Origin of the sequence: Pantoea sp. DY-5 (genome assembly GCF_019795955.1) — a bacterium.
GTDB classification, from domain to species: domain Bacteria; phylum Pseudomonadota; class Gammaproteobacteria; order Enterobacterales; family Enterobacteriaceae; genus Pantoea; species Pantoea leporis.
The window spans coordinates 305,093-332,047 of sequence record NZ_JAIMIE010000001.1 but is presented as its reverse complement, the minus strand read 5'-3'; the positions used below and the strand labels follow the sequence as shown (position 1 = coordinate 332,047).

At 52.4% G+C, this 26,955-nt stretch carries 25 protein-coding genes and 2 tRNA genes; 14 read left to right on the top strand and 13 right to left on the bottom strand.

The features are described 5' to 3' along the window. Window positions 1-78 precede the first annotated feature (78 nt). From K5Y30_RS01600 to rssA, 5 genes are all read right to left on the bottom strand, one after another. Entirely contained in the window at window positions 79-1,086 is a 1,008-nt protein-coding gene (locus K5Y30_RS01600; RefSeq protein WP_222210336.1) for an NAD-dependent epimerase, read from the bottom strand. 10 nt (window positions 1,087-1,096) lie between these two features. Further along, complete coding sequence (locus K5Y30_RS01595) at window positions 1,097-2,440, bottom strand: UDP-glucose/GDP-mannose dehydrogenase family protein (protein ID WP_210080753.1); 1,344 nt, start codon at window positions 2,438-2,440, stop codon at window positions 1,097-1,099. A gap of 23 nt (window positions 2,441-2,463) precedes the next feature. After that, window positions 2,464-3,372, bottom strand: coding sequence for a UTP--glucose-1-phosphate uridylyltransferase GalU (galU, locus tag K5Y30_RS01590; RefSeq protein WP_101764240.1), 909 nt, complete (start codon window positions 3,370-3,372; stop codon window positions 2,464-2,466). 194 nt (window positions 3,373-3,566) lie between these two features. After that, window positions 3,567-4,583 (bottom strand): two-component system response regulator RssB, encoded by a 1,017-nt coding sequence (gene rssB, locus K5Y30_RS01585; protein ID WP_101764239.1) that lies wholly within the window; start codon window positions 4,581-4,583, stop codon window positions 3,567-3,569. Window positions 4,584-4,685: 102 nt separating this feature from the next. Next, entirely contained in the window at window positions 4,686-5,591 is a 906-nt protein-coding gene (gene rssA / locus K5Y30_RS01580; protein ID WP_101764238.1) for a patatin-like phospholipase RssA, read from the bottom strand. 96 nt (window positions 5,592-5,687) lie between these two features. On the opposite strand from rssA, the gene K5Y30_RS01575 reads away from it, so the two are divergent. From K5Y30_RS01575 to xthA, 5 genes are all read left to right on the top strand, one after another. Next, window positions 5,688-6,143, top strand: a complete 456-nt coding sequence (locus K5Y30_RS01575; RefSeq protein ID WP_101764237.1) for a YchJ family metal-binding protein — start codon at window positions 5,688-5,690, stop codon at window positions 6,141-6,143. A 57-nt stretch (window positions 6,144-6,200) separates the two neighbouring features. Continuing rightward, window positions 6,201-7,049, top strand: a complete 849-nt coding sequence (purU, locus tag K5Y30_RS01570; protein WP_101764236.1) for a formyltetrahydrofolate deformylase — start codon at window positions 6,201-6,203, stop codon at window positions 7,047-7,049. A 144-nt stretch (window positions 7,050-7,193) separates the two neighbouring features. Beyond that, window positions 7,194-7,278 (top strand) — tRNA-Tyr (locus tag K5Y30_RS01565). 42 nt (window positions 7,279-7,320) lie between these two features. Then, a tRNA-Tyr gene (locus tag K5Y30_RS01560) sits at window positions 7,321-7,405 on the top strand. Window positions 7,406-7,530: 125 nt separating this feature from the next. Continuing rightward, window positions 7,531-8,337, top strand: a complete 807-nt coding sequence (gene xthA / locus K5Y30_RS01555; RefSeq protein ID WP_222210335.1) for an exodeoxyribonuclease III — start codon at window positions 7,531-7,533, stop codon at window positions 8,335-8,337. A gap of 32 nt (window positions 8,338-8,369) precedes the next feature. On the opposite strand, the gene K5Y30_RS01550 is transcribed toward xthA, so the two are convergent. The 4 genes from K5Y30_RS01550 to K5Y30_RS01535 all read right to left on the bottom strand — a co-directional run bounded on the left by K5Y30_RS01550 (window position 8,370) and on the right by K5Y30_RS01535 (window position 12,358). Beyond that, a complete protein-coding gene (locus K5Y30_RS01550) occupies window positions 8,370-8,666 on the bottom strand; it encodes a YnjH family protein (RefSeq protein WP_137386880.1) in 297 nt (98 codons plus the stop codon). After that, window positions 8,666-10,588, bottom strand: a complete 1,923-nt coding sequence (locus tag K5Y30_RS01545) for a DNA topoisomerase III (RefSeq protein WP_210080754.1) — start codon at window positions 10,586-10,588, stop codon at window positions 8,666-8,668. The genes K5Y30_RS01550 and K5Y30_RS01545 overlap by 1 nt, the downstream gene beginning before the upstream one ends. A 21-nt stretch (window positions 10,589-10,609) precedes the next feature. Continuing rightward, window positions 10,610-11,653 carry a selenide, water dikinase SelD gene (gene selD / locus K5Y30_RS01540; RefSeq protein ID WP_222210334.1) on the bottom strand — a complete coding sequence of 348 codons (1,044 nt, stop codon included), beginning with the start codon at window positions 11,651-11,653 and terminating at the stop codon, window positions 10,610-10,612. A gap of 153 nt (window positions 11,654-11,806) precedes the next feature. Further along, window positions 11,807-12,358, bottom strand: a complete 552-nt coding sequence (locus K5Y30_RS01535) for an NAD(P)H nitroreductase (RefSeq protein ID WP_110866269.1) — start codon at window positions 12,356-12,358, stop codon at window positions 11,807-11,809. A gap of 169 nt (window positions 12,359-12,527) precedes the next feature. Here K5Y30_RS01535 and sppA point away from each other — a divergent pair, with 169 nt between their 5' ends. The 3 genes from sppA to pncA all read left to right on the top strand — a co-directional run bounded on the left by sppA (window position 12,528) and on the right by pncA (window position 16,110). Next, window positions 12,528-14,387, top strand: coding sequence for a signal peptide peptidase SppA (sppA, locus tag K5Y30_RS01530; protein WP_222210333.1), 1,860 nt, complete (start codon window positions 12,528-12,530; stop codon window positions 14,385-14,387). A gap of 85 nt (window positions 14,388-14,472) precedes the next feature. Then, window positions 14,473-15,486 (top strand): asparaginase, encoded by a 1,014-nt coding sequence (gene ansA, locus K5Y30_RS01525; RefSeq protein ID WP_101764219.1) that lies wholly within the window; start codon window positions 14,473-14,475, stop codon window positions 15,484-15,486. Between the two features lie 15 nt (window positions 15,487-15,501). Beyond that, window positions 15,502-16,110, top strand: coding sequence for a bifunctional nicotinamidase/pyrazinamidase (gene pncA, locus K5Y30_RS01520; RefSeq protein WP_222210332.1), 609 nt, complete (start codon window positions 15,502-15,504; stop codon window positions 16,108-16,110). Between the two features lie 36 nt (window positions 16,111-16,146). Here pncA and K5Y30_RS01515 read toward each other — a convergent pair whose 3' ends face one another. Beyond that, window positions 16,147-16,428 (bottom strand): YeaC family protein, encoded by a 282-nt coding sequence (locus K5Y30_RS01515; RefSeq protein ID WP_222210331.1) that lies wholly within the window; start codon window positions 16,426-16,428, stop codon window positions 16,147-16,149. Between the two features lie 2 nt (window positions 16,429-16,430). Continuing rightward, on the bottom strand, window positions 16,431-16,841 hold the full coding sequence (gene msrB, locus K5Y30_RS01510; RefSeq protein WP_110866272.1) for a peptide-methionine (R)-S-oxide reductase MsrB: 411 nt from the start codon (window positions 16,839-16,841) through the stop codon (window positions 16,431-16,433). A 338-nt stretch (window positions 16,842-17,179) separates the two neighbouring features. Between msrB and gapA the strand changes: the two genes are divergently transcribed. Together gapA and K5Y30_RS01500 are read left to right on the top strand one after the other, a co-directional pair. Then, window positions 17,180-18,178, top strand: a complete 999-nt coding sequence (gene gapA / locus K5Y30_RS01505; RefSeq protein ID WP_007889697.1) for a glyceraldehyde-3-phosphate dehydrogenase — start codon at window positions 17,180-17,182, stop codon at window positions 18,176-18,178. Between the two features lie 75 nt (window positions 18,179-18,253). Next, the gene (locus K5Y30_RS01500) at window positions 18,254-19,126 is read left to right on the top strand and encodes a D-hexose-6-phosphate mutarotase (RefSeq protein WP_222210330.1); all 873 of its coding nucleotides are present in this window, start codon (window positions 18,254-18,256) and stop codon (window positions 19,124-19,126) included. Between the two features lie 23 nt (window positions 19,127-19,149). On the opposite strand, the gene K5Y30_RS01495 is transcribed toward K5Y30_RS01500, so the two are convergent. Together K5Y30_RS01495 and K5Y30_RS01490 are read right to left on the bottom strand one after the other, a co-directional pair. Next, on the bottom strand, window positions 19,150-20,001 hold the full coding sequence (locus K5Y30_RS01495) for an aldo/keto reductase (protein ID WP_370634168.1): 852 nt from the start codon (window positions 19,999-20,001) through the stop codon (window positions 19,150-19,152). 80 nt (window positions 20,002-20,081) lie between these two features. Then, the gene (locus tag K5Y30_RS01490) at window positions 20,082-20,831 is read right to left on the bottom strand and encodes a MipA/OmpV family protein (protein WP_222182285.1); all 750 of its coding nucleotides are present in this window, start codon (window positions 20,829-20,831) and stop codon (window positions 20,082-20,084) included. Between the two features lie 408 nt (window positions 20,832-21,239). Between K5Y30_RS01490 and yeaG the strand changes: the two genes are divergently transcribed. The 4 genes from yeaG to K5Y30_RS01470 all read left to right on the top strand — a co-directional run bounded on the left by yeaG (window position 21,240) and on the right by K5Y30_RS01470 (window position 26,811). Then, entirely contained in the window at window positions 21,240-23,174 is a 1,935-nt protein-coding gene (gene yeaG, locus K5Y30_RS01485) for a protein kinase YeaG (RefSeq protein ID WP_008110364.1), read from the top strand. 90 nt (window positions 23,175-23,264) lie between these two features. Beyond that, window positions 23,265-24,542, top strand: a complete 1,278-nt coding sequence (locus tag K5Y30_RS01480) for a YeaH/YhbH family protein (protein WP_222182295.1) — start codon at window positions 23,265-23,267, stop codon at window positions 24,540-24,542. 230 nt (window positions 24,543-24,772) lie between these two features. After that, entirely contained in the window at window positions 24,773-26,500 is a 1,728-nt protein-coding gene (locus K5Y30_RS01475; RefSeq protein ID WP_101764211.1) for a potassium/proton antiporter, read from the top strand. Between the two features lie 77 nt (window positions 26,501-26,577). After that, window positions 26,578-26,811: a DUF1480 family protein gene (locus K5Y30_RS01470; RefSeq protein WP_110866277.1), complete on the top strand. Its 234-nt coding sequence runs from the start codon at window positions 26,578-26,580 to the stop codon at window positions 26,809-26,811. Window positions 26,812-26,955 lie beyond the last annotated feature (144 nt).

The window sequence follows — 26,955 nt, the reverse complement described above, 5'->3', positions numbered from 1 at the left end:
TTTGTAATTAGCTCATCGCTAATTCACTTTAACCAGGTATGAAAAAGGAAGCCAATGGCTTCCTTTTTTCATGCTTAATTATTGTTGATAGAAGCGGCGATACCAATCAACAAAATACTGCACACCCTGCTCTACGCTAGTTTGAGGACGGAAATTGATCGCCTCGTACAAAGGTTGCGTGTCAGCGCTGGTGCCCAGTACGTCGCCAGGTTGCATGGGCAGCATATTTTTTTTTGCTTCAATGCCCAATGCTTTTTCCAGCGACTCAATATACGTCATTAAGCTGGTCGGCTGGCTATTACCAATGTTGTAAACGCGGTAAGGAGCCGAGCTGCTGGCGGGAGAACCTGCTTCCACCGTCCACTTTTCATCCGGTTGAGGAATCACATCCTGCAAGCGCACGATTGCTTCAGCAATATCATCGATATACGTAAAGTCACGCGTCATTTGTCCGTTGTTATAGACGTCAATTTGCTCACCCGCTAACATCGCGCGTGTAAATTTGAACAATGCCATATCCGGACGGCCCCATGGGCCATACACGGTGAAGAAACGTAATCCCGTAGTGGGCAATTGATAAAGGTGTGAATAGGTATGCGACATCAATTCGTTGGCTTTTTTTGTGGCCGCATAAAGTGAAACCGGATGGTCAACGGAATCGTCCGTTGAAAAAGGCATTTTGCGATTCAGGCCATAAACTGAACTGGATGAGGCATACAAAAGGTGGCCGATTTTATGATGACGGCAACCTTCAAGAATATTGAGGTGGCCGATTAGATTTGCTTCGGCATAAGCATGGGGATTTTCGATTGAATAACGCACGCCGGCTTGAGCGCCCAAATGAATAACGCGTTCAAACGCATGCTCAGCGAATAAAGAGGAAATGGCCTGGCGATCCGCCAGGTCCATTTTTACGAAAATAAAATTAGGATGTTGGGTGTTCTGGTCTAAACGAGCCTGTTTCAGGCTGACATCATAATAGTCATTCAGGTTATCGATGCCGACAACCTGGTGACCAGCGGCCAGCAAACGCTGACTGACGTGAAATCCAATAAAACCTGCCGCGCCGGTGACCAGAAACTTCATACATCCCTCATTATTCTACGATTTTAATTGACGCTCCGCGGCCGATTGCATAGTACGTGAAACCGCGCTTGCTGATACGCTCAGGATCATACAGGTTACGACCATCAAAAATCACGGGTTCTTTTAACGCACTTTTGATGACGTCAAAGTCTGGCGCACGAAAGTTTTGCCACTCAGTACAGATCACTAAGCCATCCGCACCCTGCAGCGCTGCTTCCTTGGTACCCATCAACTTCAGATCGTTACGATGGCCGTAAATGCGTTGCGCTTCGTCCATCGCTTCTGGGTCGAACGCCTGAACCGTTGCCCCTGCTTCCCACAGCGTCTCCATCAGCACGCGGCTGGAGGCTTCACGCATATCGTCAGTGTTCGGTTTGAACGCCAGTCCCCACAGAGCAAAGGTTTTGCCGCGCAAATCGTCGCCAAAATGGCGTTTGATAAAGGTTGGCAGCTTGTTCTTCTGCGAATCGTTGACGTCTTCAACCGCCTGCAGTAGACGCGGAGTGTAACCAATTGACTCAGCAGTGCGAATCAGCGCCTGCACGTCTTTCGGGAAACAAGAACCGCCATAGCCGCAGCCTGGATAGATGAAGTGATAACCAATACGTGAATCTGAACCAATACCCTGGCGAACTTTCTCAACGTCGGCTCCCAGACGTTCTGCCAGGTTAGAGATCTCGTTCATGAAGCTGATTTTGGTTGCCAGCATGCAGTTAGCCGCATATTTGGTCAGCTCTGCACTGCGGATATCCATCAAAATCATACGATCATGATTACGGTTGAACGGCTCGTACAGCTCGCGTAACAGCTCAACCACTTCATCATTATCGGTACCGACAACGATACGTTCAGGACGCATGCAGTCATTGACTGCCGCACCTTCTTTGAGGAATTCCGGGTTTGAAACCACGTCAAAGGCGATGTTTACATCACGCTTTTGCAGGGTTTCCGTCATTACCGCTCGCACGCGATCTGCGGTACCCACTGGTACAGTAGATTTGTCGATAACAACTTTGTGATCGTTCATGTGCTGCGCAATCGTGCGCGCAACGGCAGTCACATACTTCAGATCGGCAGAACCGTCTTCATCCGGTGGCGTACCCACGGCGATAAACTGCATCACGCCATGATTAACGCCTTCTTCCGCATTCGTACTGAACTTCAGGCGACCCGACTCGTAATTAGACATAACAAGCGGCGTCAGGCCTGGTTCAAAGATCGGAATATTGCCTTTCTTTAAGTTCTCGACTTTCTTTTCGTCGACATCAATGCAGAGAACGTCATGTCCGACTTCGGCCAACACCGCAGCCTGAACCAGACCGACATAGCCGATACCAAATACAGTGACTTTCATTGAATTATCCTGTGTTTATTGAGTTACTTTTTGTTGCCTACCGCGCCTTCAAGCCACTGGGTGAAATCTTTACCCAGCACTGGATGGCGAACGCCGTACTCAACAAACGCTTGCATGTAACCCAGTTTGTTACCGCAGTCATGGCTGACACCGTTCAGGTGATAAGCTTCAACGGTCTCTTTTTCCATCAGCATCGCAATGGAGTCAGTCAGCTGAACTTCGCCACCTGCACCTGGAGGCGTTTTCGCCAGCAGCGGCCAGATTTCAGCAGACAACACGTAACGTCCCACAACGGCCAGGTTTGATGGGGCTTCTGAAGCTTTAGGCTTCTCAACCACGCCAACCATTGGCGCGCTCTGACCTGCAGAGAGTTCAGCACCCTGGCAATCAACTACGCCGTAAGCGGTTACATCAGCAACCGGCTCGACCATGATCTGGCTGCGGCCGCTCTCTTCGTAACGAGCCAGCATCTCTGCCAGGTTGTCTTTGGTTGGATCAGATTCGTATTCGTCGATGATTACGTCTGGCAGGATTACAGCGAACGGCTCATCACCAATCAGCGGATGTGCGCACATTACTGCGTGGCCCAGGCCTTTCGCGATACCCTGACGAACCTGCATGATGGTGACGTGTGGAGGGCAGATTGACTGGATTTCGTCCAGCAGCTGACGCTTAACACGTTTTTCCAGCATAGATTCCAGCTCAAAACTGGTATCAAAGTGGTTTTCGATGGCGTTTTTAGAAGAGTGCGTAACCAGCACAATCTCGTTAATGCCTGCTGCAATGCACTCATTTACGACATACTGGATCAACGGCTTATCGACCAACGGTAACATCTCTTTTGGAATAGCTTTGGTCGCAGGCAGCATACGCGTGCCGAGGCCTGCAACTGGGATTACCGCTTTTTTAACTTTAGTCTTATAGGCAGACATCAAAAATACCTCTCTTAATAGGCCGTTCAAGTTAATACTTGATATGTCGGTTTAAAAACGAAATGAGTATATCAGTTACTATCAGGTGGAATTATCCTGGAAGAAGTTAATCCACGGAATTTAGGACTATTACCCAAGTGTAAAGCTTGCTCCTGGTCCTGTCTTTAACCCACGGAAAAATTAAATCTAACCGGTTATTCTTCGGCTGAAAGCATCAAACGTAACCTGCCTCCGGCGCCCCAAATATGACACTGCCAGGCGTCGGCACGTTGGCTGATTTGATTAAGATGAGTGCTGCCCATAGTACCAAGCGGCACACCATTACTGAGTTGGATTTGATGAGTATTGACATGCAACGTCGCGTTGAGCCCTGCAGAAACCAGGATTAGGTTTTTTAACTGGCGATGATAATAGCCCACCAGCAACGGGAACTGCCCGCTTAGATTCGCCTGCCTTAACAGCATGTTGACCTGACGCAGCAGCCCATTCAACTCAGGCAGTCGCTGCTTCTGGCCGGAGAGCTGCTCCTGCAGCAAACCATTAAACAGTGCGCGCAGTAACAGCGCGGCTAACACGCCATTATCGCCAGCGCGCGTTACATCAAGGCAATAGAATGCCAAATCGTTATCTGATAGCGCCGCGATATCCAGTACTAAGCCCGGCTGTTCCGCCATGGTGAGCTGACGGTAATTGATACGGCAATTGGCAATGGTTTGCTGCACCGGCGGCTGGAGCTGTTTAAGTAATTTAGAGGCCGCCAGCGGATCGCTGACCAGCGCATCCCAATCCTGAAACAGTTGTTCATCCTCCTCGACTTTGGAGGTAAACATTGATGGATAGAGACACTCAAACACCGCTTCACGGAAACGTTCCATATTTTTGAGCGGTTTTAGCAATACGTCCTGCACGCCCAGACGCAACACATGCGCGATGTCCGCCATATTTTGTGTGGCGGAGATAATCAGAATGGGCACATTGTTGCCGCGCGTGCGAAGACGCTCAACGAACGGGATACCGCCCATACGCGGCATTTCAAGGTCGCAAATAACCAGATCCACTGACTGCGCCGACAACAAGGTTAAGCCATCAACACCATCACCTGCCTCAAGCGTTGTTGCACCTAAGCTGGTTAATAAATTGTCTATCAATGAACGGAAAACGACCTCATCTTCGACAATGAGTATCTTTTTGCCGATTAGCGGTTTTTCCATTCTCTCCCCCTGCGTACCAGATAATTCAATAGTGGTTCATAAAATGCCGTTGCGCCTTTCAGAATTGGCTGAAGTCGCAACACCTGTGAATGAACAACCTGACTATCTGCCACGGACCAGCGGTAATAGTTCATCCATTTTTTTCTCAACGGCGGCCTTGCCAGCCGCAATGGCTTCTTCTGCACGATGGAAGTCCAGTGTGGAAATTTGTGGACAAAACGGCTGAATCAGCACATCCGGCGGATCGCCCGCCATGCGGTTACGTTTCAGGCGATTTTCCAGAACCTGGATAGATGTCGACATAATCTCCATCGCACCCGGCGTTTGATTAGCACGGCGATGCGTCAGGCCAATCAAGCGTTGACGCAGTTTCTTTCCCCAGCTCAGCGCTTCTACTGCCGCCGCTTCTTCACCGCTCTGCGGCGTAACTGACAATAAATCCTGTTGCATCAGATGTGCGTCATGCTGTAAATCCACGGCGATAACGATGTCAGCACCCAATGCGCGGGTTAATGAGATCGGCACGGGATTCACCACCGCGCCATCCACCAACCAGTATCCATTGTAAGCAATGGGTGGCAATAAGCCTGGCATACTACAGGACGCACGCACAGCTTGATGCAAATCGCCTTCGGTCAACCACACTTCTCGTCCGGTACTGAGATTGGTCGCGACGACGCCAAATGGCTTATCGCACTCATCGATGAGGTCGTTGGGAATCAGCTGGCGGATGTGGCTAAACACCCGGTCGCCGCGCAATAAACCACCGCGCTGCCACGACAGGTCCATTAATCGAATGACATCCCAATAACGGAATGCACTCACCCACTTCTCCATCACGCCCAGCCGTCCATTCACGTAAGCCGAACCGACCAACGCGCCAACAGAACATCCGGCCACCACATCGATTTCAATCCCTGCGCGTTCCAGCGCATTGATCACGCCGATGTGCGACCAACCTTTGGCAGCACCTGAACCCAGTGCCAGCCCAATCCTGACCTTTCTCATCTCACCTCATGATTGGCATGGTACGTAGCATCACGCCTGACAGTCGGCTACCATAGCGCACGCTTAAATTTACTTTAATCACTTCCAGGAGATGACGTGTCTGAAAAGTGCCCTTGCTGCAGCGGAAAGGAGTATAGCGTATGTTGCCAACCCTTTCTGAATGGCCAAGCGAACCCGTCCAGCGCGGAACAATTAATGCGCTCACGTTACACCGCTTACGTCGTGAAAGATGCCGCGTGGCTGGCGAAAACCTGGCACTCCAGTAAACGCGTGGCCGACCTTGAGACGTTATTATCCGAAAGTTTTGCCGGTACTGAATGGCTGGGCTTGAATGTAACTCGTTGTAATCATGGAAGCCATGAGAATGAAGCCTTCGTGACGTTTTTTGCGCGTTACCTCGAAAAAGGCCGCACTTCAGCCATCTATGAATGTTCGCGCTTTCTTCGCGAGGATCAACGCTGGTACTATGTCGACGGAACAACGCCTGAGTTGGGACGTAACGATCGCTGTCCTTGTGGCGCCGATAAAAAATACAAAAAATGTTGTGGGTAATCTGGACAGATACACAACGGCTTTACCATTCATCGCTTTGACAGGACTCTGATCGAGATGCAAGCGCAAACCATCCAACGAAAAGTTTTACGAACCATTTGCCCTGATGCGAAAGGTTTGATCGCCAAGATCACCAACATTTGCTACAAGCACGAACTCAACATTGTGCAGAACAATGAGTTTGTCGATCACCGCACCGGACGCTTTTTCATGCGCACCGAGCTGGAAGGCATTTTCAACGACAACACCTTGCTGGCCGATCTCGATAGCGCGCTGCCCGTCGGTTCAGTGCGTGAACTGCAAAGTGCCGGTCGTCGCCGTGTCGTGATTCTGGTGACCAAAGAGGCGCATTGCCTGGGCGATCTGCTAATGAAAAGCGCGTTTGGCGGTCTGGATATGGAGATTGCTGCAGTCATCGGTAACCACGAAACGCTGCGCTCACTGGTTGAACGTTTCGATATTCCGTTTGTGATGGTGAGCCACGAAGGCCACACGCGTGAAGAGCACGACAACCGCATGGCGGATGAAATTGACCGTTATCAGCCTGATTATGTGGTGCTGGCAAAATATATGCGCGTGTTGACGCCCGCCTTTGTGCAACGTTATCCAAACCAGATCATCAATATTCACCACTCCTTCTTGCCGGCGTTCATTGGCGCGCGTCCGTATCATCAGGCTTATGAGCGCGGCGTGAAAATCATCGGCGCCACCGCGCACTACGTGAACGATAACCTCGATGAAGGTCCCATTATCATGCAGGACGTGATCAACGTCGATCATAGCTACACCGCAGAAGAGATGATGCGTGCAGGACGAGACGTTGAGAAGAATGTGCTGAGCCGCGCGCTGTATAAAGTGTTAGGCCAGCGCGTGTTCGTTTACGGCAACCGCACGATCATTCTTTAACCACTTCGGCGCTGAACTGCACAACTCTTCAGCGCCACGCATAAAAAGTGGGCAAACAGTTTTTATTTTCAGTGACGGCGCTTTACAGGCTGAGCGCATTTGTTATGATGCGCCCCGCTTTAAGACGCAATGATTCAGGCCAGTGGTGGGATTCCCGAGCGGCCAAAGGGAGCAGACTGTAAATCTGCCGTCACAGACTTCGAAGGTTCGAATCCTTCTCCCACCACCATCTGAATCGTCTCTGCCTGAAGCCACAATATGTCATATCCCCGGTGGGATTCCCGAGCGGCCAAAGGGAGCAGACTGTAAATCTGCCGTCACAGACTTCGAAGGTTCGAATCCTTCTCCCACCACCATCAATACCATTCTCCTGTTTTTCCCACTTGTTTTAATCGTTGTAACCTCCTGATTCACACCATGACTTTTGCCCAAAAACTCGTTACCATCGCGCCATACTTTTGCGGATAAAAATGGCAGCGAAATGAAATTTGTCTCTTTCAATATCAACGGCTTGCGTGCGCGTCCTCATCAATTAGCCGCGCTGGTTGAACAGCATCAACCCGATGTCATCGGCTTGCAGGAAACCAAAGTGCATGACGATATGTTCCCGCTCGAAGACGTCAGCAAACTGGGTTATCACGTGTTTTATCATGGACAGAAAGGTCATTACGGCGTCGCGCTGCTGACCAAAGCTGAGCCTGTTAACGTCTACCGTGGTTTCCCTGGCGATGAGGAAGATGCGCAGCGTCGTTTGATCATGGCGGAAATCCCGAGTCCGATTGGTGATATCACGGTGATCAACGGTTATTTTCCGCAGGGTGAAAGCCGCGACCATCCCACCAAGTTCCCGGCGAAAGAGAAGTTTTATCGCGATCTGCAAAGCTATCTTGAGCAACAGCTAGTCGTGGATAAACCGGTATTGATCATGGGCGACATGAACATCAGCAGCACCGATTTTGACATCGGCATTGGTGAAGACAATCGTAAACGCTGGCTGCGTACCGGAAAATGCTCGTTCCTGCCTGAGGAGCGCGAGTGGATGGATCGCTTGCTGAAGTGGGGTTTAGTTGATACCTGGCGCGCTAAGTTCCCGGAAACCAACGATCGTTTCTCATGGTTTGACTACCGTTCGAAAGGCTTTGACGACAACCGTGGTCTGCGCATTGATCTGCTGCTGGCAAGCCAACCGCTTGCCTCGCGCTGCATTGAGAGTGGCATCGATTACGATATCCGCAGCATGGAGAAACCGTCGGATCACGCCCCGGTTTGGTCGACATTTAAGCTGTGATGAAGCAGCGTGGCGTCTAGCGCCACGCGCTTTTATTTGATGATCTTCCAGATAAGCGGATTGGTTCCTAATACCTTCTCATCCCTGCCGCACTGCAATAACACGCCTTCTGCTTTGACCACCGCACCTTCAGAATAACTGCGGTTCTCATAGGTACAGCACTGCATGCAATTGCTCTGACGATTGTTTTGCCCTTGTGTCCAAGCTTCTGGCGGCAGATCCACCACCACATCGGTATTGCCCATACGATTGTTTTCCGGCTGGCGGTTGGCCAGCGCCGAGGTGCTGCATAACAACAATCCGCCCAGCAACATCATTGCATAACGCATCACTCTGTCTCCTTGGTTTTGCGACGAGCCGTTTTCGGTTTGGCTTTCTTTTTGGCCCCAGGCGCTGTCAATCCGCGAAAGGCCTGTAACGACGGTCGCTGGCGTGCTTCACCAATCAGCCCAATCAAGGTGCTGACCAGCGGCTGCATAAACTCATCATAGCGACAAGACTTCTCGCTAATCCGGGTAAGCGTCGATTCCCATTGCGCCGTCATATCGGGCCGGGCGGCCATTTCTGGCAGTGCATGGATCAACGCCCTGCCCGCATCCGTCGAATGAATATAGCGGCCTTTTTTCACCAGGAAAGTGCGGCGGAACAGCAATTCGATAATGCCCGCACGCGTCGCTTCCGTACCTAAACCATCGGTTGCACGCAGCACTTTCTTTAATTCTTTATCCTGCACAAAGCGGGCGATGCCGGTCATCGCAGACAACAGCGTCGCATCGGTAAACGGACGCGGCGGTTGAGTCTGCTTCGCCAGCACTTCGCCGCGCTCGCACAGCAGCTCATCACCTTTAGCGACGACCGGCAGCGGCGTGCCATCGTTCTCCTCGTCACGCTCTTTACTGCCGAGCAGCGCACGCCAGCCGGCTTCAGCCAGAAAACGCGCTTTGGCGATAAATTTTCCGCCGCCGATATCAAGATCAATAACGCATTTGCGGAACACCGCATCCGGGCAAAACTGCATTAAATACTGGCGGGCGATCAGGCCGTAAATATTGGCCTCATTTTCGGTCAGATTAACCTTACTGGCACGCGCAGTGGGAATGATGGCATGGTGCGCATCGACCTTTTTGTCGTCCCAGCAGCGGTTCTTCTGATCGGGATTGAAATCCGCTGGCGGTGTCAGATTGGGCTGATGCGCCTGAATGGCGTTCAGCACCGCATGGCGGCCGGCAAAGTGCTCATCGGGTAGATAGCGGCTATCGGAACGCGGGTAGGTGATCAGCTTATGGGTTTCATAAAGCCGCTGACAGCAATCCAGTACGTTCTGCGCGCTGAGGCCAAAGCGCTTACCGGCTTCGATCTGCAGGCCAGAAAGCGAAAATGGTAGCGGTGCGGTATCGGATTCACGTTTGTCGTTATATCCGGTGACCAGCGCCGGCTTACCATTAATGCGCTCAAGCACGTGATCCGCCAGCGGACGATGCAGCAAACGCCCCTCTTCATCCTGCCACGGCTCGCAAGCATCGCTTGGCACCCATGTCGCGACAAAACGCTCGTCTTTTGGCGTGACGATGTGCGCTTTAACTTCGAAATAGTCCTTAGGGATAAAGTTTTCGATCTCTTCATCGCGGCGCACCACTAAACCCAGCACCGGCGTCTGCACGCGGCCAACCGACAGCACGCCGTCGTAACCGGCGTTACGGCCCAGCAAGGTAAAGGCGCGCGTCATGTTGATGCCGTACAGCCAGTCGGCGCGCGCACGCGCTAACGCAGACACACACAGCGGAATGAATTCGCGGTTCTCACGTAAGCGCCCAACCGCACGTTCAACCGCCGAAGGATTAAGATCGTTAATCAGGCAGCGCTGCACCGCTTTACGTTTCTCTGGTGCGAGCTGCAGATAATCCAGCACTTCATCCACCAGCAGTTGACCTTCACGATCGGGGTCACCCGCATGCACCACCATGCTGGCTTGTTGCAGCAGGCCTTCAATCACTTTTAACTGCTTAGCCACGGATGGACGTGGCTGCAAGCGCCATTTTTCCGGAATAATCGGTAAATCAGCCAGATTCCAGCGCGCATAGCGGCTGTCATAACTGTCGGGCTGCGCCTGCTCCAGCAGGTGCCCAACACACCAGGTCACAACCTGGTCATTCCCGCAGGCAATATAGCCGTCTCCGCGTCGATGCGGTTTTGGCAACACGTCGGCAATCGCACGCGCTAAGCTGGGTTTTTCGGCAATAAACAAACGCATGGATGGCGTCGTTCCTTAACGTCAGGTAACTACGGTAATCAGTGGACGATCGGCTCTAGCGGCAAACAGTTCGCCAATAGACGTTGCTTGCACGCCTGCTGCAGAGGCGCAGCGCTGGAATGCCTCAATGGCGCTGGGTTGAACCGCCACCAGCAGACCACCGGAGGTTTGTGGATCGCACAGCAACGCGCGGGTGGCGTCATCTAAGGGTGAAACCTGCTCGCCATAGCTGGCGAAGTTGCGGCTGGTGCCACCGGGCACCGCTCCCGCAGCGATATAGTCATCGACGCCCGCCAGGCGCGGTACCTGCGCTGCAATCACTTCGGCACGCAATCCTGAACCCTGGCAGATTTCACTTAAATGGCCGAGCAAGCCAAAACCGGTGACATCGGTCATCGCGCTGATGCCCGCCAGTTTGGCGAACTCCGCTCCGGCTTTATTCAGCTGGCACATTACGTCGGCGGCCAGCGACTGGTGTTCAGGCCGCAGCAGGCCTTTTTTCTCCGCGGTAGTGAGAATGCCAATGCCTAATGGTTTGGTGAGGAAAAGCTGACAACCGGCCTGCGCCGCGCTGTTCTTTTTCACCCGTGCCACATCGACGATACCGGTTACGGCCAGGCCGAAGATCGGCTCTGGCGCATCAATCGAATGACCGCCCGCCAGGGCGATTCCCGCCGCCTGACAAGCGGCACGCCCGCCCTCGACCACCTGCTGCGCCACTTCCGGACTCAGTAGATTCACCGGCCAGCCTAATATAGCGATCGCCATGATTGGTTTCCCGCCCATGGCGTAGATATCGCTGATGGCGTTAGTGGCGGCGATACGACCAAAGGTAAAAGGATCGTCGACGATCGGCATAAAGAAGTCGGTGGTGCTTACCACCGCAGTACCGTTGCCGAGATCGTAGACTGCAGCATCATCACGCGTTTCATTGCCAACCAGCAGTTGCGGATCGTGAAACGGACTGAGCTCACTGCGCAGAATGGTTTCCAACACCTGCGGCGAAATTTTGCACCCACAACCCGCACCGTGGCTGTATTGCGTTAAACGAACAGGTTCACTCATGGCGACTTCCTTATGCGATGAACAGAAGGCGCTATGTTAGCCTGGCTGTCAGTTGGGAGTAAGTGTTGCACGACCTAACCTCGATCTTTCGCACAGGCTCTGTGCAATCTTTGCAACGGCGCCTAACCTGCCGCAAAAGTCCAGCATTGTCTGTCAGAAATAACTGACAAACTGCGCGGTGTCCGGCGCAACCACGGTGGTGTTGGCTTTCAACTGCGGCGTGCCGAGATAGAGGAAACCGACAATCGCATCTTGCTCGCGGCAGCCAAAGGCTTCGCGCACGGACGGATGATCGGTCCACGGACCGCTGCGCCAGATGCCATTAAAACCTTGCGCCACGGCGGCCATCTGCATCGCCATCACTGCACAGCTGGCAGACGCCAGTTGCTCCCACTGCGGCACTTTGGCGTTCTCTTCACAATGCGCCACCACGGTGATGATCATCGGCGCGCGATAAGGCGCGGAGGCTGCTTTGTCAATCGCCTTCTGCTCAAGATTGCTGTCACGCGCGGCCTGTTCCAGCAAGTTAGCAAAGCGCTCGCGCCCCTCATTTTCGACAATAATGAAACGCCATGGCTGCAGCGTACCGTGATCGGGGGCGCGCATCGCGGCGTGCAGAATATTTTGCAACGCTTCACCTGCCGGAGCCGGTTCTGCCAGACGAGACGCCGAGCGGCGATTAACTAATAAATCCAATGCATCCATTATTCTTCTCCCGTGAATAAAAAGCGTGGGCTAATCCTGGCACAGCACGATCTTTTGTAACAGTCTGGCGCGATTTCCTGCTGACTTTTCGCACGCCGCTCTTTAGGATGAACCCGACATCGGGGCAGACCGCGTGCTGGCTGCCCTGCTACGTGAATATGGAGAGTTTATGCGCACTTTGTGGCGAATTATTTCCGGTCTGTTCCGCTGGACCTGGCGGGTACTGAATTTTATTCGGGAATTTATTCTTAATTTATTTCTTATTGTTTTGATCCTGGCGGGCGTCGGGATTTGGCTGCAGGTTTCCAGTTCCAATAGCAGTGAACCTGTACAGCAAGGCGCATTGAAAATCGATCTGAGCGGAGTGCTGGTCGATAAACCTTCCGTCAGCAATCGTCTGAGTCGTATCAGCCGTCAACTGTTGGGCGCCAATAGCGATCGCCTGCAGGAGAATTCCCTGTTCGATGTCGTCGATGCGATCCGCCAGGCAAAAACTGATAAAAACATCACTGGCATCGTGCTGGAGCTGCGTGACTTTGCTGGTGGCGATCAACCTTCGCTGCAATATGTGGGTAAAGCACTGCGCGAATTCCGTGACGCCGGCAAACCTATTTATGCAGTCGGCGACAGTTACAGCCAGGCGCAATACTACATCGCCAGTTACGCCAACAAGGTGTATCTCTCACCTCAGGGCACGGTCGATCTGCACGGTTTCGCCACCAACGGCCTGTACTACAAGACTTTGCTGGAAAAGCTGAAAGTTAATTCGCATGTCTTCCGCGTAGGCACTTATAAATCTGCGGTTGAGCCGTTCCTGCGTGACGATATGTCACCAGAAGCACGCGACGCTGATGGGCGCTGGATTGGCCAGCTATGGCAGAATTACCTGAATACTGTGGCAGCCAATCGTCAGATCACACCAGAACAGCTGTTCCCAGGTGCAGCCGGCATCATTAGCGGCCTGCAAGCGGTGCAAGGTGATACCGCGAAATATGCGCTGAACAATAAGTTAGTGGATGTGCTGGATACGCGAGCAGCCGCCGATCAGGAACTGGTAAAGACCTTCGGCTGGGATAAGGCGAATAACGATTACCGTAGCGTCAGTATCTACGATTACACCGTTAAACAGCCGCCGCAGAGTCAGGATGGCAATATCGCCGTGATCCTCGCCAGCGGTGCGATTATGGACGGTGAAGAGAGCGCCGGAAACGTCGGCGGTGATACCACGGCGTCGCAAATCCGCGATGCGCGCCTGGATGCTAAAATCAAAGCCATTGTGTTGCGTGTCAACAGCCCAGGCGGCAGCGTCACGGCATCTGAAGCCATTCGTGAAGAGCTGGCGGCAGCCCACGATGCGGGTAAACCGGTGGTGGTCTCGATGGGCGGCATGGCGGCTTCGGGCGGTTACTGGATTTCAACGCCAGCTGATTACATCGTGGCGGCACCCAGCACGCTGACCGGTTCCATCGGTATCTTTGGCGTGATTAACACCGTTGAAAACAGCCTGAGTTCGGTGGGTGTGCATACTGACGGCGTTGCCACATCACCGCTGGCGGACGTCGCCACCACCAAAGCGCTGCCAACCGAAGTGCAGCAGCTGATGCAGCTGACCATTGAGAACGGCTATCGTAATTTCGTGGGCCTGGTGGCAACCTCGCGTCACAAAACGCCTGAGGAAATCAATGCGATTGCGCAGGGTCACGTCTGGACCGGTAGCGATGCGAAAGCCAATGGTTTGGTCGATGCGTTGGGTGACTTTGACGATGCCGTGGCGAAAGCTGCTGAGCTGGCGAAAGTCGCTAAGCCGGAGTTGAGCTGGTATCAGGACGATCCGGGCATGATCGATCTGCTGCTGAATCAGATGAACGCGTCGGTTCAGGCGGTGTTGCCGGCTGCGCTGAAAGTCTGGCTGCCTGCGCCAATGCTGGACGTAATGAGCGCAATGAAACAGCAACCTGGCTTACTGAATAACCTCAACGATCCGCAAAATCGCTACGCTTTCTGCCTGAACTGCGGCAACGTACGCTAATCTTTACAGCCCGGCCGCTGGTCGGGCTGCTTTTCGTTCGCAATCCCCTTATACTGCGCGTTTTACGGCAAGTCTGAGTTCCTTCATGCAAAAGAAAAATATCTACGTAGCCTACACCGGCGGCACCATCGGGATGCAGCGCTCTGCGCAGGGCTATATTCCGGTATCGGGTCATCTGCAACAGCAGCTGGCAAACATGCCCGAATTCCATCGGCCTGAAATGCCGGATTTCACCATCCATGAATATCAGCCGCTGATGGACTCCTCGGACATGACGCCGCAGGATTGGCAATCGATTGCGAACGATATTAAGCAAAACTACGATCGTTACGATGGCTTTGTAATTTTGCATGGTACCGACACCATGGCCTTCACCGCTTCGGCGCTCTCCTTTATGCTGGAGAACCTCGCTAAGCCGGTGATTGTCACCGGCTCGCAAATTCCCCTGGCAGAATTGCGTTCTGATGGGCAGCAAAACCTGCTGAACTCGCTGTATGTGGCGGCCAATTATCCGATCAGTGAAGTTGCCCTGTTTTTCAATAACACGCTGTTCCGCGGCAACCGTACCACTAAGGCACATGCTGACGGCTTTAATGCCTTCGCATCGCCAAACCTGGCGCCCTTGCTGGAAGCGGGTATTCATATCCGCCGGTTAAACACCCCGCCCGCACCGCAAGGTCACGGCGAGCTGATTGTGCATCCGATAACACCACAGCCGATTGGCGTGGTAACGATTTATCCGGGTATCTCTGCCGACGTGGTGGGTAATTTCCTGCGTCAACCGGTGAAAGCCTTGATCCTGCGCTCTTACGGCGTTGGCAACGCGCCGCAAAATGCTGAGTTTCTTTCGGAACTGCAACAGGCCAGCGATCGCGGCATTGTGGTGGTGAATCTGACGCAGTGTATGTCCGGCAAAGTGAATATGGGCGGCTATGCCACCGGCAATGCGCTTGAGCATGCGGGTGTGATCAGCGGTTTTGATCTCACCGTTGAGGCCACATTAACCAAACTGCATTTTTTATTGAGTCAGAACCTTACCAGCGCGGAAATTCGTGCCAAAATGCAGCAGAATTTACGCGGCGAACTGACCGAAGATTGATACGGAGCGAAACCAATGAAGCGGGCATTGATAATCATCGATATTCAGAACGATTTTTGCCCCGGCGGCCCAATGGCGGTGCGTGAAGGTGACCAAACGGTTGCCGTCGCCAATCGATTTGCGCGTGAGTTTCACGAGCGGGGTGAATGTGTGGTGGCATTGCAAGACTGGCATCCAGCCAATCACGGCAGCTTCGCCTCGATCTCCGGCGAGCCGGTCTACACGCTTGGCGAATTAAACGGTTTAGCGCAGATCTGGTGGCCCGATCACGGTATTGAGAATTCTGTCGGGGCGGATTTTCATCCCGATCTCGATCGCTCTCTGATTGATGCCGTGTTTCATAAAGGGGGCGATGTTGAGGTGGATAGCTACAGCGCCTTCTTCGATAACGGCCATCGACGCAAGACAGAACTCGACAGTTGGCTGCGCGAGCGCGGCATTAACGATTTAGTGATGTTGGGTATTGCGACCGATTACTGCGTCAAATACAGCGTGCTGGATGCGCTGGAGTTAGGTTACAACGTGGAGGTGGTTAAAGAGGGCTGCCGCGGTGTGAACCTGAATCCGGATGACAGTGAAATTGCTTTCGCTCAGATGGAAGCACAAGGTGCGGTATTAATCTGAAAATTAGGGGCTGGTGAGAACCAGCCCTTTTGATTGTTAGTGCAGGTTGATGCGCGTGACTTCGGGCTCAATGCCAAACTCTTCTTTAAGCTGTTTCTTCGATTTCATCACCATATCCCCACCTTTGCTGATGGTCATATGTTGCGGATCGTCATTGTGGCGAGCCTGCCATAACATCACCAGCTGCAGACAATTCTCTTTCTGCTCTGGCGTCAGCGCGACGCCATCTGGCCATTTGCCGATTTCAACCGCCGTGGAGAGTCGCTCGTATACTTCCGGTGTCATCGCCTCCAGCATCGCTTCCAGTTCCTGTTTCATGCTTAGCCCTCTTGCTGATTGCCCTGCTCATCAGTGAAGTTTAGCGAGGCGGAGTTCACGCAGTAGCGCTCGCCGCTCGGCTGTGGGCCATCCGGGAACACATGTCCCAAATGCGCATCACAGTTGCCACAGCGAATCTCAACCCGGTGCATGCCGTGTGAATCATCTTCCAGATAGCGGATAGCGTCGTCACTGAAAGGCTGATAGAAACTTGGCCAGCCACAGCCTGAATCGTATTTGGTTTCGGAGAGAAACAGCGGCGAATTACAAACTAAGCAGTGGTAAATCCCTTCCTGCTTGTTGTGCAGCAAGGCGCCCGAGAAAGGGGGCTCCGTTCCACGATGCTGAGTGACATAGCGCTGCATTTCGGAAAGCTGCGCAATTTTTGCGTCGGGTGCGGTGTCTTTAGCCATTTTGAGTTCCGGAGTGTCATTCTGAAAAAATCGACTAGTATTCTAACAAACGTACAACATCTATCGGGTCTTTTTTCGTGCTAACGCCTCCGACATCTGTTCCACAGCACGATTTTGTGATGGCGATCACCCTTTGTAAAAGTCATCCCTTTTCAGCCCGCATTCGGCGTAACATAGGCGCGCAATAAGGGTGCTGCGTAAGCGATTGCGCAACGAATTATTCCTGGTGTTGGAATTGACCTGTCGCAACAATTGACACGATTCCGCTTGACGCTTGGTAAGGTTTTTGTAATTTTACAGCCAACCTTTTATTCACTAACAAATAGCTGGTGGAATATATGACTATCAAAGTAGGTATTAACGGTTTTGGCCGTATCGGTCGCATCGTTTTCCGTGCTGCGCAGCAGCGTTCTGACATCGAAATCGTCGCGATCAACGATCTGCTCGACGCCGATTACATGGCATACATGCTGAAGTATGACTCTACTCACGGTCGTTTTGACGGCACTGTAGAAGTGAAAGACGGTGCACTGATTGTTAACGGTAAGAAAATCCGTGTTACCGCTGAGAAAGACCCGGCTAACCTGAAGTGGGACGAAGTGGGTGTTGACGTTGTTGCTGAAGCGACCGGTATCTTCCTGACCGACGAAACTGCGCGTAAACACATCACCGCTGGCGCGAAGAAAGTGGTTCTGACTGGTCCATCTAAAGACAGCACCCCGATGTTCGTACGTGGCGCTAACTTTGACAAATATGCTGGTCAGGACATCGTTTCTAACGCGTCTTGCACCACCAACTGCCTGGCTCCACTGGCTAAAGTTATCAACGACAACTTCGGTATCGTTGAAGGTCTGATGACCACCGTTCACGCGACTACCGCTACTCAGAAAACCGTTGATGGCCCGTCTCACAAAGACTGGCGCGGCGGCCGTGGCGCAGCGCAGAACATCATCCCATCTTCTACCGGTGCAGCTAAAGCAGTTGGCGTTGTTCTGCCAGAGCTGAACGGCAAACTGACCGGTATGGCGTTCCGCGTTCCTACTCCAAACGTGTCTGTTGTTGACCTGACTGTTCGCCTGGAAAAACCAGCGACTTACAAAGAAATTTGTGCAGTGATCAAAGCTGAGTCAGAAGGCAAAATGAAAGGCGTTCTGGGCTACATCGAAGACGACGTGGTTTCTACCGACTTCAACGGCGAAACCCTGACTTCAGTATTCGATGCTAAAGCAGGTATCGCTCTGAACGACAACTTCGTGAAACTGGTTTCCTGGTACGATAACGAAACTGGTTACTCACACAAAGTTCTGGATCTGATTGCACTGGTTGCTTCAAAGTAAGCTAACCGGCTACATAGACAAGGGGTGACTTCGGTCGCCCCTTTTTTTCGACTGGATAAAAGAGAAGGTCTGACCATGCAAGATACGCTTTATACCCTTCCGGTAGTGAATCAAATCACCCCTTATCTGTCACAGCGCCAGCAGGGTGATTTGCCGATTGTGGTAATCAGCCATCCTAAAGTGCGTGCGGCGATTGCCCTGCAAGGTGCGCATCTGCTTTCGTGGCAGCCTAGCGGCCAAAAACCGGTGATTTGGCTCAGTGAAAAAACCCCGTTTACCACAGGTAAAGCAATCCGCGGCGGCGTGCCGATTTGCTGGCCGTGGTTTGGTCCGGCAGGTGAACCGGCGCACGGTTTTGCACGCAATATGCCGTGGACGCTGACCGCCCATGACGAAAACGAAGATGCGGTAATGCTGACTTTTACGCTGGAAAGCAACGCACAAACCAAAAAGCTCTGGCCGCACGATTTCACCCTGCTTGCTCGCTTCCGGATTGCTGAGCATTGTGAAATTGAGCTGGAAGCCTACGGCGACTATGAAGCCACCGCAGCGCTGCACAGCTACTTCCGAATTGCGGATATCGCGCAGGTCGAAGTGAGCGGATTGGGTAACAGCTTTATCGATAAGGTTAACGATAATGCGGTTGGCGCATCAGACGACAAGCAGACCTATCCAAACCGCGTGGATCGTATTCACACCGCGGCGGATGATTGCAGCGTGATTCACGATAAAGCGGGCAAACGCCAGATTGAAGTCTATCACCACTATCAGAGTGACGTTGTCACGTGGAATCCAGGTCCGGAGTTATCATGCAGCATGGGGGACATGCCAAATGAAGGCTATAAAACCATGGTGTGCGTGGAAACGGCGCGCATTAGCAAGCCGTTAAAAAGCGCGGGTGAATCCCCTGCGCGTTTGAGTACCACAATTCGTATCGTTAATAAGTAATAAGATGCGGCGCCGTTGCGCCGCTAAACCACATCTAATGAAGTTTTAGATTGAGGCGCAGGAAACGCCCGATCAATGATGCTCAGCTCTTCATTAGTCAGATTGATGCTAAGCGCGGCCGCGTTTTGCTGCACATGTGCAACGCTGCTGGCTTTAGGAATGGCCAAAACACCTTGTTGACGGATCACCCAAGCCAATAGCACTTGCGCCACGCTGATGCCCTTCTGTTGTGCAATCTGTTGAAGATGCGCATCGTCAAACAGCGCTTGTCGCAGTCGTCCAGCCTGCGCTAACGGGCAATAGGCCATAATCGGCATCTCGCGCTGCTGACACTGCGGCAACAGATCATACTCAATCCCCCGCGACGCTAAGTGGTACAGCACCTGATTAGTTAAACAGGCCTTGCCGCCGGGCTCATTCCACAGTTCCAGCATATCGTCATGGTCAAAGTTCGAGACGCCCCAGTGGCGGATTTTGCCCTGCTGCTGCAAGGATTCCATCGCGCGAATGGTTTCTTCCAAGGGCACATTGCCACGCCAGTGCAGCAGGTAGAGATCGAGGTAATCGGTTTGCAGACGACGCAGACTGCGCTCGCAGGCCTCGATAGCATCGACTTCACCGGCATTCCAGGGATACACCTTCGATACCAGCCAGGCTTGATCGCGACGGCCGCGTAACGCTTCGCCGACCACCTCTTCGGCAGCGCCTTCCGCATACATTTCTGCCGTGTCGATAACCTTGAGTCCAAGATCTAATCCCGCCTGCAGTGCCGCCACTTCCTGGCTGCGCAGCGCTTCATTTTCACCCATATACCAGGTTCCCTGGCCAATAGCGGGTAAAGCTGATTCACCGTGAAATTGGATAGTCTTCATCACTCCTCCTGTTGCGCTGAAATGGGGCTCTGAATTGGTGCAATGTAAGAAAAACGCCTCATTACGAGGCGTTTATTTAATCGTCAGAAGCTGTAACTGATGCCGGTCCAGAGTGTGAACTGGCCACTCTTATCGACCATCGGGCTGTCTTTGATTTCGCTGTCGAAGCGCGTGTAACGACCAGACAAGCTGGCGTTCCAGCTTTGGCTGATTTGGTAGCTGGCATTCATCTCGACATACGGCGACCAGCTGTCGTCTGGATGATACTCAGCGATGCCGGTTCGCGCACTTTCATGGGATGAAACACCGTAGTAATAACGGTTCTGATTGGCGCTGTTCCACATGGCACCAATGCCCGGCGTCAGGCTGAATGCGCCGAAATCAAAGCGATATAGATAGGTGAGATCCCAGATTAACCCATTGCTGTTATTGAGCACATCACCCAGCAGAGCGGTGCGCACGATACCCCAATCGGCAACATGGCGATAGTTGGCGCCGGCCATCAGCGTCATACGGCGCTTATCCAGCGCTTTCATGTCACCCAAATCGTTGTCTTTCGGATCGTACTGCTGCGGCGATCCCAGCACCGTCAGCGACAGCTGATTCTGCGGGTCTTTCCACAGGTAATAGCCGCCTTGCAGGCTACGGAACCAGAAGTTTTCACCTTCATAATTAATCACCGGAATCGGCAGATAGCGGTCTTGTCCGCCCCGATAAGGTGACTGCGCATAAATCACCGAAGCGCCAAGAGATAAGGGTTCTGCATGAGTGCCGAACGCCGCAAAATAACAAGGTACAGCCAGAGCAAGCGCTTTAAGTTTGAATTGGTTCACAATTTATTCAGTCCATTAATATAACAATCACACGCAGAGTCTAACCAAATTTTTGCTATCGGTTAACGTTTAATGATGCTCTCTAATCAGCATAGCGAAATATTCTCAGTAGCTTCATCGCTCTCACGGCTTAGGTTGATTGCCTCAGTGCTTATGAGACTTTGTTATTGATATATCGCTGAATAAGGAGAAAAGTGGCTGCAGGTTTTCTGAATGCCTTCTACAGTTAAATGTAAGACGAGACTTTTTTGTACGAGCAGAGTAACCATAAGAATTGTGTATCCCGATAAAAAAACGTCAGGTTGGCATAAGGGTTGCTGTACTCAATAAAGAATATCTTCCGGGAGCTGCTACAAACTTTTATTACGCTCCTTTACCTGTGCTAAAAACGAAAGGACGGGCATCGCTATGAATATATTCGATCACTATCGTCAGCGTTATGAAGCTGCCAAGGACGAAGAGTTCTCATTGCAGGAATTCCTCGCCATCTGTAAACAGGATCGCAGTGCATACGCCAACGCTGCCGAGCGACTATTAATGGCCATCGGTGAGCCGGTGATGGTTGACACTGCGCAAGAGCCTCGCCTTTCCCGAATCTTTTCCAACCGTGTCATGGGACGCTACCCGGCCTTCGAAGAGTTTTACGGTATGGAGGAAGCGATTGAGCAAATCGTCTCCTATCTGAAACACGCCGCGCAGGGTTTGGAAGAGAAGAAACAGATCCTTTACTTACTGGGCCCGGTGGGTGGCGGTAAATCCTCATTGGCCGAGCGCCTGAAAGCGCTGATGCAGCGTGTGCCGATCTATGTGCTGAGCGCCGACGGCGAGCGCAGCCCGGTAAACGATCATCCACTCTGCCTGTTTAACCCGCAGGAAGACGCCAATATTCTGGAAAAGGAGTATGGCGTGCCGCGGCGTTATCTGGGCACCATCATGTCGCCCTGGGCGGCGAAACGCCTGCATGAGTTTGGCGGCGATATCACCCGTTTCAAAGTAGTGAAAGTGTGGCCGTCGATTCTGGAGCAGGTAGCGATTGCCAAAACAGAACCGGGCGATGAGAACAACCAGGATATTTCTGCGTTGGTCGGTAAAGTGGATATCCGCAAGCTGGAAAATCACGCGCAAAATGATCCTGATGCTTACGGCTATTCAGGTGCACTTTGCCGCGCGAATCAGGGCGTGATGGAATTCGTGGAGATGTTTAAAGCACCGATTAAAGTGCTGCATCCGCTGCTGACCGCCACGCAGGAAGGTAACTACAACGGTACCGAAGGAATCTCTGCCCTGCCGTTCAACGGCATCATTCTGGCGCACTCCAACGAATCAGAGTGGGTCACCTTCCGTAATAACAAAAACAATGAGGCATTCCTTGACCGTGTTTACATCGTCAAAGTGCCTTACTGCCTTCGCGTTTCTGAAGAGATTAAGATTTACAACAAACTGTTGGATCACAGTGAGTTGACCACGGCGCCATGCGCGCCGGGCACGCTGGAAACCCTGGCCCGCTTCTCGATTCTGTCGCGTTTGAAAGAGCCGGAAAACTCCAGCATCTACTCGAAAATGCGCGTTTATGATGGCGAGAGCCTGAAAGATACCGATCCAAAAGCCAAATCCTGGCAGGAGTATCACGATTACGCGGGCGTTGATGAGGGCATGAACGGTCTTTCAACCCGCTTCGCGTTTAAAATCCTGTCGCGCGTGTTTAACTTCGACCATGCCGAAGTAGCGGCCAACCCGGTGCATCTGTTCTACGTACTGGAGCAGCAAATTGAGCGCGAGCAGTTCCCTCAGGATCAAGCCGAGAAGTATCTGGAGCACCTGAAAGGCTATTTGATTCCAAAATACGCCGAATTTATCGGTAAAGAGATTCAGACCGCGTATCTGGAGTCCTACTCGGAATACGGTCAAAACATCTTTGATCGCTACGTTACCTACGCTGATTTCTGGATTCAGGATCAAGAGTACCGCGATCCCGACACCGGACAGCTGTTTGACCGCGAATCGCTGAACGCCGAGCTGGAAAAGATCGAGAAACCTGCCGGGATCAGTAACCCGAAAGATTTCCGTAACGAGATTGTCAACTTTGTGCTGCGTGCCCGTGCGCAGAATAGCGGACGCAATCCGAACTGGACCAGCTACGAAAAACTGCGCACGGTCATCGAGAAGAAAATGTTCTCGAACACCGAAGAGTTGCTGCCGGTGATTTCGTTCAATACCAAAACCTCAACGGACGAGCAGAAAAAACACGATGATTTTGTCGATCGCATGATGGAAAAAGGCTATACCCGCAAGCAAGTACGCCTGCTGTGCGAGTGGTATCTGCGCGTGCGTAAATCTTCATAATCGTTATCTGTAAGCGTTGCGGCGCTACGGTGCTGCAACAGGAGGCCGGGTTTCCCGGCCTAAGCTTGCAATGCAGTTTGGGGGATTTTTATGGCCTATTTTATCGATCGGCGTCTCAACGGTAAGAACAAAAGCGCCGTAAATCGGCAGCGCTTTCTGCGCCGTTACAAGTCGCAAATTAAGCAATCGATCTCCGAGGCCATCAACAAGCGTTCGGTGACCGATGTCGAGAGCGGCGAATCGGTCTCGATTCCAATTGACGATATCAACGAACCGAGCTTCCATCAGGGCCGCGGCGGCAGTCGCCATCGCGTGCATCCTGGGAATGACCATTTCGTGCAAAACGATCGCATTGAACGTCCGCAAGGTGGCGGCGGCAGCGGCGGTAGCGGCCAAGGCAACGCCAGTCAGGATGGTGAAGGCCAGGACGAATTCAGCTTCCAGATATCTAAAGATGAATATCTCGATCTTCTGTTCGAAGATTTGGCGTTGCCGAACCTGCGTAAGAATCAACATCGGCAGTTAAACGAGTACAAAACCCATCGCGCGGGCTACACCTCAAACGGTACGCCGGCTAATATCAGTGTGGTGCGCTCGCTGCAGAACTCGCTGGCTCGTCGTACGGCGATGACGGCGGGTAAACGCCGCATGTTAAACGAACTGGAAGCTACGCTATCCGAAGTGGAAAACAGCGAACCGGCGCAGTTACTGGAAGAGGAGCGTTTACGTAAAGAGATCGCTGAGTTGCGCGCGCGCATCGACCGCGTACCGTTTATCGATACCTTTGACCTGCGCTACAAAAACTTCGAGAAGCGACCAGAACCTTCCAGCCAGGCCGTGATGTTCTGCCTGATGGACGTGTCTGGTTCGATGGATCAAGCCACCAAAGATATGGCGAAGCGTTTCTACATTCTGCTGTATCTGTTCCTGAGCCGTACCTACAAGAACGTCGACGTGGTGTACATTCGCCATCACACTCAAGCCAAAGAGGTCGACGAACAGGAATTCTTCTACTCACAGGAAACGGGCGGCACCATTGTTTCCAGTGCACTGAAGTTGATGGATGAAGTAGTTAAAGAGCGTTATGACCCGTCACAGTGGAACATCTATGCGGCGCAAGCGTCGGATGGTGATAACTGGGCCGATGATTCACCGCTCTGCCACGAGATCTTAGCCAAACATATTCTGCCGGTTGTGCGTTATTACAGCTATATCGAGATCACGCGCCGCGCGCACCAGACCTTATGGCGCGAGTATGAACATCTGCAGGCAATGTTTGATAACTTCGCAATCCAACATATTCGCGAGCCAGAAGACATCTATCCGGTATTTAGAGAACTTTTCCACAAACAGGCTGCAGAAGCCTGATTTTATAAGCCGGTCACTGACCGGCTTTTTCTTTGCAGCAGCCCCACTCACTTCGCGCCATTTCCTGTTGTTTTTTCATACAAATTTAGCTGTGTATGGGATGCGGCCCCGCAGAATGAAAAAATGTGCAATTAAGCGCTGACAAGCTATTGATAAGGCATTATCTTTCCACCTTGTCTGTGTGAATCGCCCGCAGTTTGTCTTTTTTGCCCCACCGCAGGAGAACGCCGTTGAATACCAGCATGATTTACAGTTTGTTCATTATTGGGTCCGTGCTGGTAGCAGCAAGTATTTTGCTCAGTTCCTTTTCATCACGCCTTGGCATTCCGATTCTGGTGATCTTCCTCGCTCTCGGCATGTTGGCCGGGATTGATGGTATCGGTGGCATCGCCTTTGATAACTATCCCGTCGCCTATCTGGTCTCTAACCTGGCTTTAGCCATCATCTTGCTCGATGGCGGAATGCGTACCAAAGCGTCTTCGCTAAAGGTGGCGCTCGGCCCGGCATTATCGCTGGCGACGGTTGGCGTGATGATCACCGCAGGGTTAACCGGCGTTGCCGCTGCCTGGCTTTTTAAGCTCGATCTGATGCAGGGCTTTCTGATTGGCGCGATTATCGGTTCTACCGATGCCGCCGCCGTATTTTCGCTGCTGGGTGATAAAGGCCTCAACGAACGTGTCAGCTCCACGCTGGAGATTGAATCCGGCAGCAACGACCCGATGGCGGTGTTTCTCACCATCACGCTGATCGACATGATTCAGCAAGGCCAGTCCGGCCTGAGCTGGATGTTTGTGGTGCATCTGGTGCAGCAGTTTGGTCTTGGCATCGTATTAGGCCTGGGCGGCGGCTGGGCGCTGCAGCAGTTGATTAACCGTATCAATCTGGCGCAGGGTTTATATCCGCTGCTGGCGGTGAGTGGCGGCATCATCGTGTTTGCGCTCACCACCGTGATGGAAGGCAGCGGCATTCTGGCGGTTTATCTTTGCGGCTTCCTGCTGGGCAACAGCCCGATTCGCAACCGCCACGGTATTTTGCAAACTTTTGATGGTATGGCATGGCTGAGCCAAATCGGCATGTTCATTGTGCTGGGCTTGCTGGTGACACCCTCCGATTTGTGGCACATCGCGGTGCCGGCGATGATTCTGTCGCTGTGGTTGATTCTGGTAGCGCGCCCGCTGTCGATTCTGGTTGGTCTGTTACCGTTCAAAGGCTTCACCGGACGCGAACGTATCTTCATCAGTTGGGTGGGCTTACGTGGCGCAGTGCCAATCATCCTCGCCGTATTTCCGATGATGGCCGGGCTGGAGAACGCCAAGCTCTACTTCAACATCGCTTTCTTTGTAGTATTGGTGTCGTTGATGCTGCAAGGCACTTCGCTGGGCTATGCCGCCAAACGCGCCAAAGTGGTGGTGCCACCAACCGCCTCGCCGATTAGCCGGGTTGGGCTGGATATCCATCCGGAGAATCCGTGGGAACAATTTATTTATCAGCTGAGCGCCGACAAATGGTGCGTCGGCGCAGCGCTGCGTGATTTGCAGATGCCGCGCGAAACCCGCATCGCCGCCCTGTTCCGCGATAACGCGTTAATGCATCCCAACGGCAATACGCGCCTGAAAGAAGGCGATGTGCTGTGTGTGATTGGCCGTGAACGTGATCTCCCCGCCTTGGGCAAAATGTTTAGTCAATCGCCGCCGGTATCGCTGGATCAACGCTTCTTCGGCGACTTTATTCTGGATGCCGAGGCGCGCCTGCGCGACGTGGCGCAAATTTACGGCCTGGAGTTAGATGAACAGACCAACGATCAGCAGTCGCTTGGACAGCTGGTAATGAGTTTGCTCGGCAGCACGCCAGTGGTTGGCGATCAGGTGGAATGGAAGCAGTTAACCTGGACGGTGGCAGAGAAAGAAGATAACCAGATTGTGAAGGTCGGTGTGCGCGTCAGCGAAGACAAGGATTAATCCGAGGCTTTATCGCTCGTAAACTGCGTGTGAACGACTATGCTCACTATTCAACCCAGCAAATACGGGAGAATGTAATGGGACGCGTGGTGAAGATTGGTCAATATGAAATCGTTGATGCAGAGTTCAATAGTGACAATGGCGACACTGTCAGTATTCCCTGCCATACCAATCCCGGCCTGAGTGACCAACTCGACGGCTGGGATGTGGATACCAGTGTACCGGCATGGATTGATGAAGAGGCTGTCGATCTGCAAATCGGACACTATGACAAGCAGCAGGACCTGTGGGTATTAAAAAAACCCGCCTGATTGGCTGGCGCCGCCATTGATGTGAATGGCGGTCATTCCGAAAAGCTGTCTTAAAATGAAGCGTAATATTCGCGATTAATTAACTTTTAACCATACATTTCAATTAAATAGCCAATTATTTCTTTAGTCATTTATTTCCTTTTC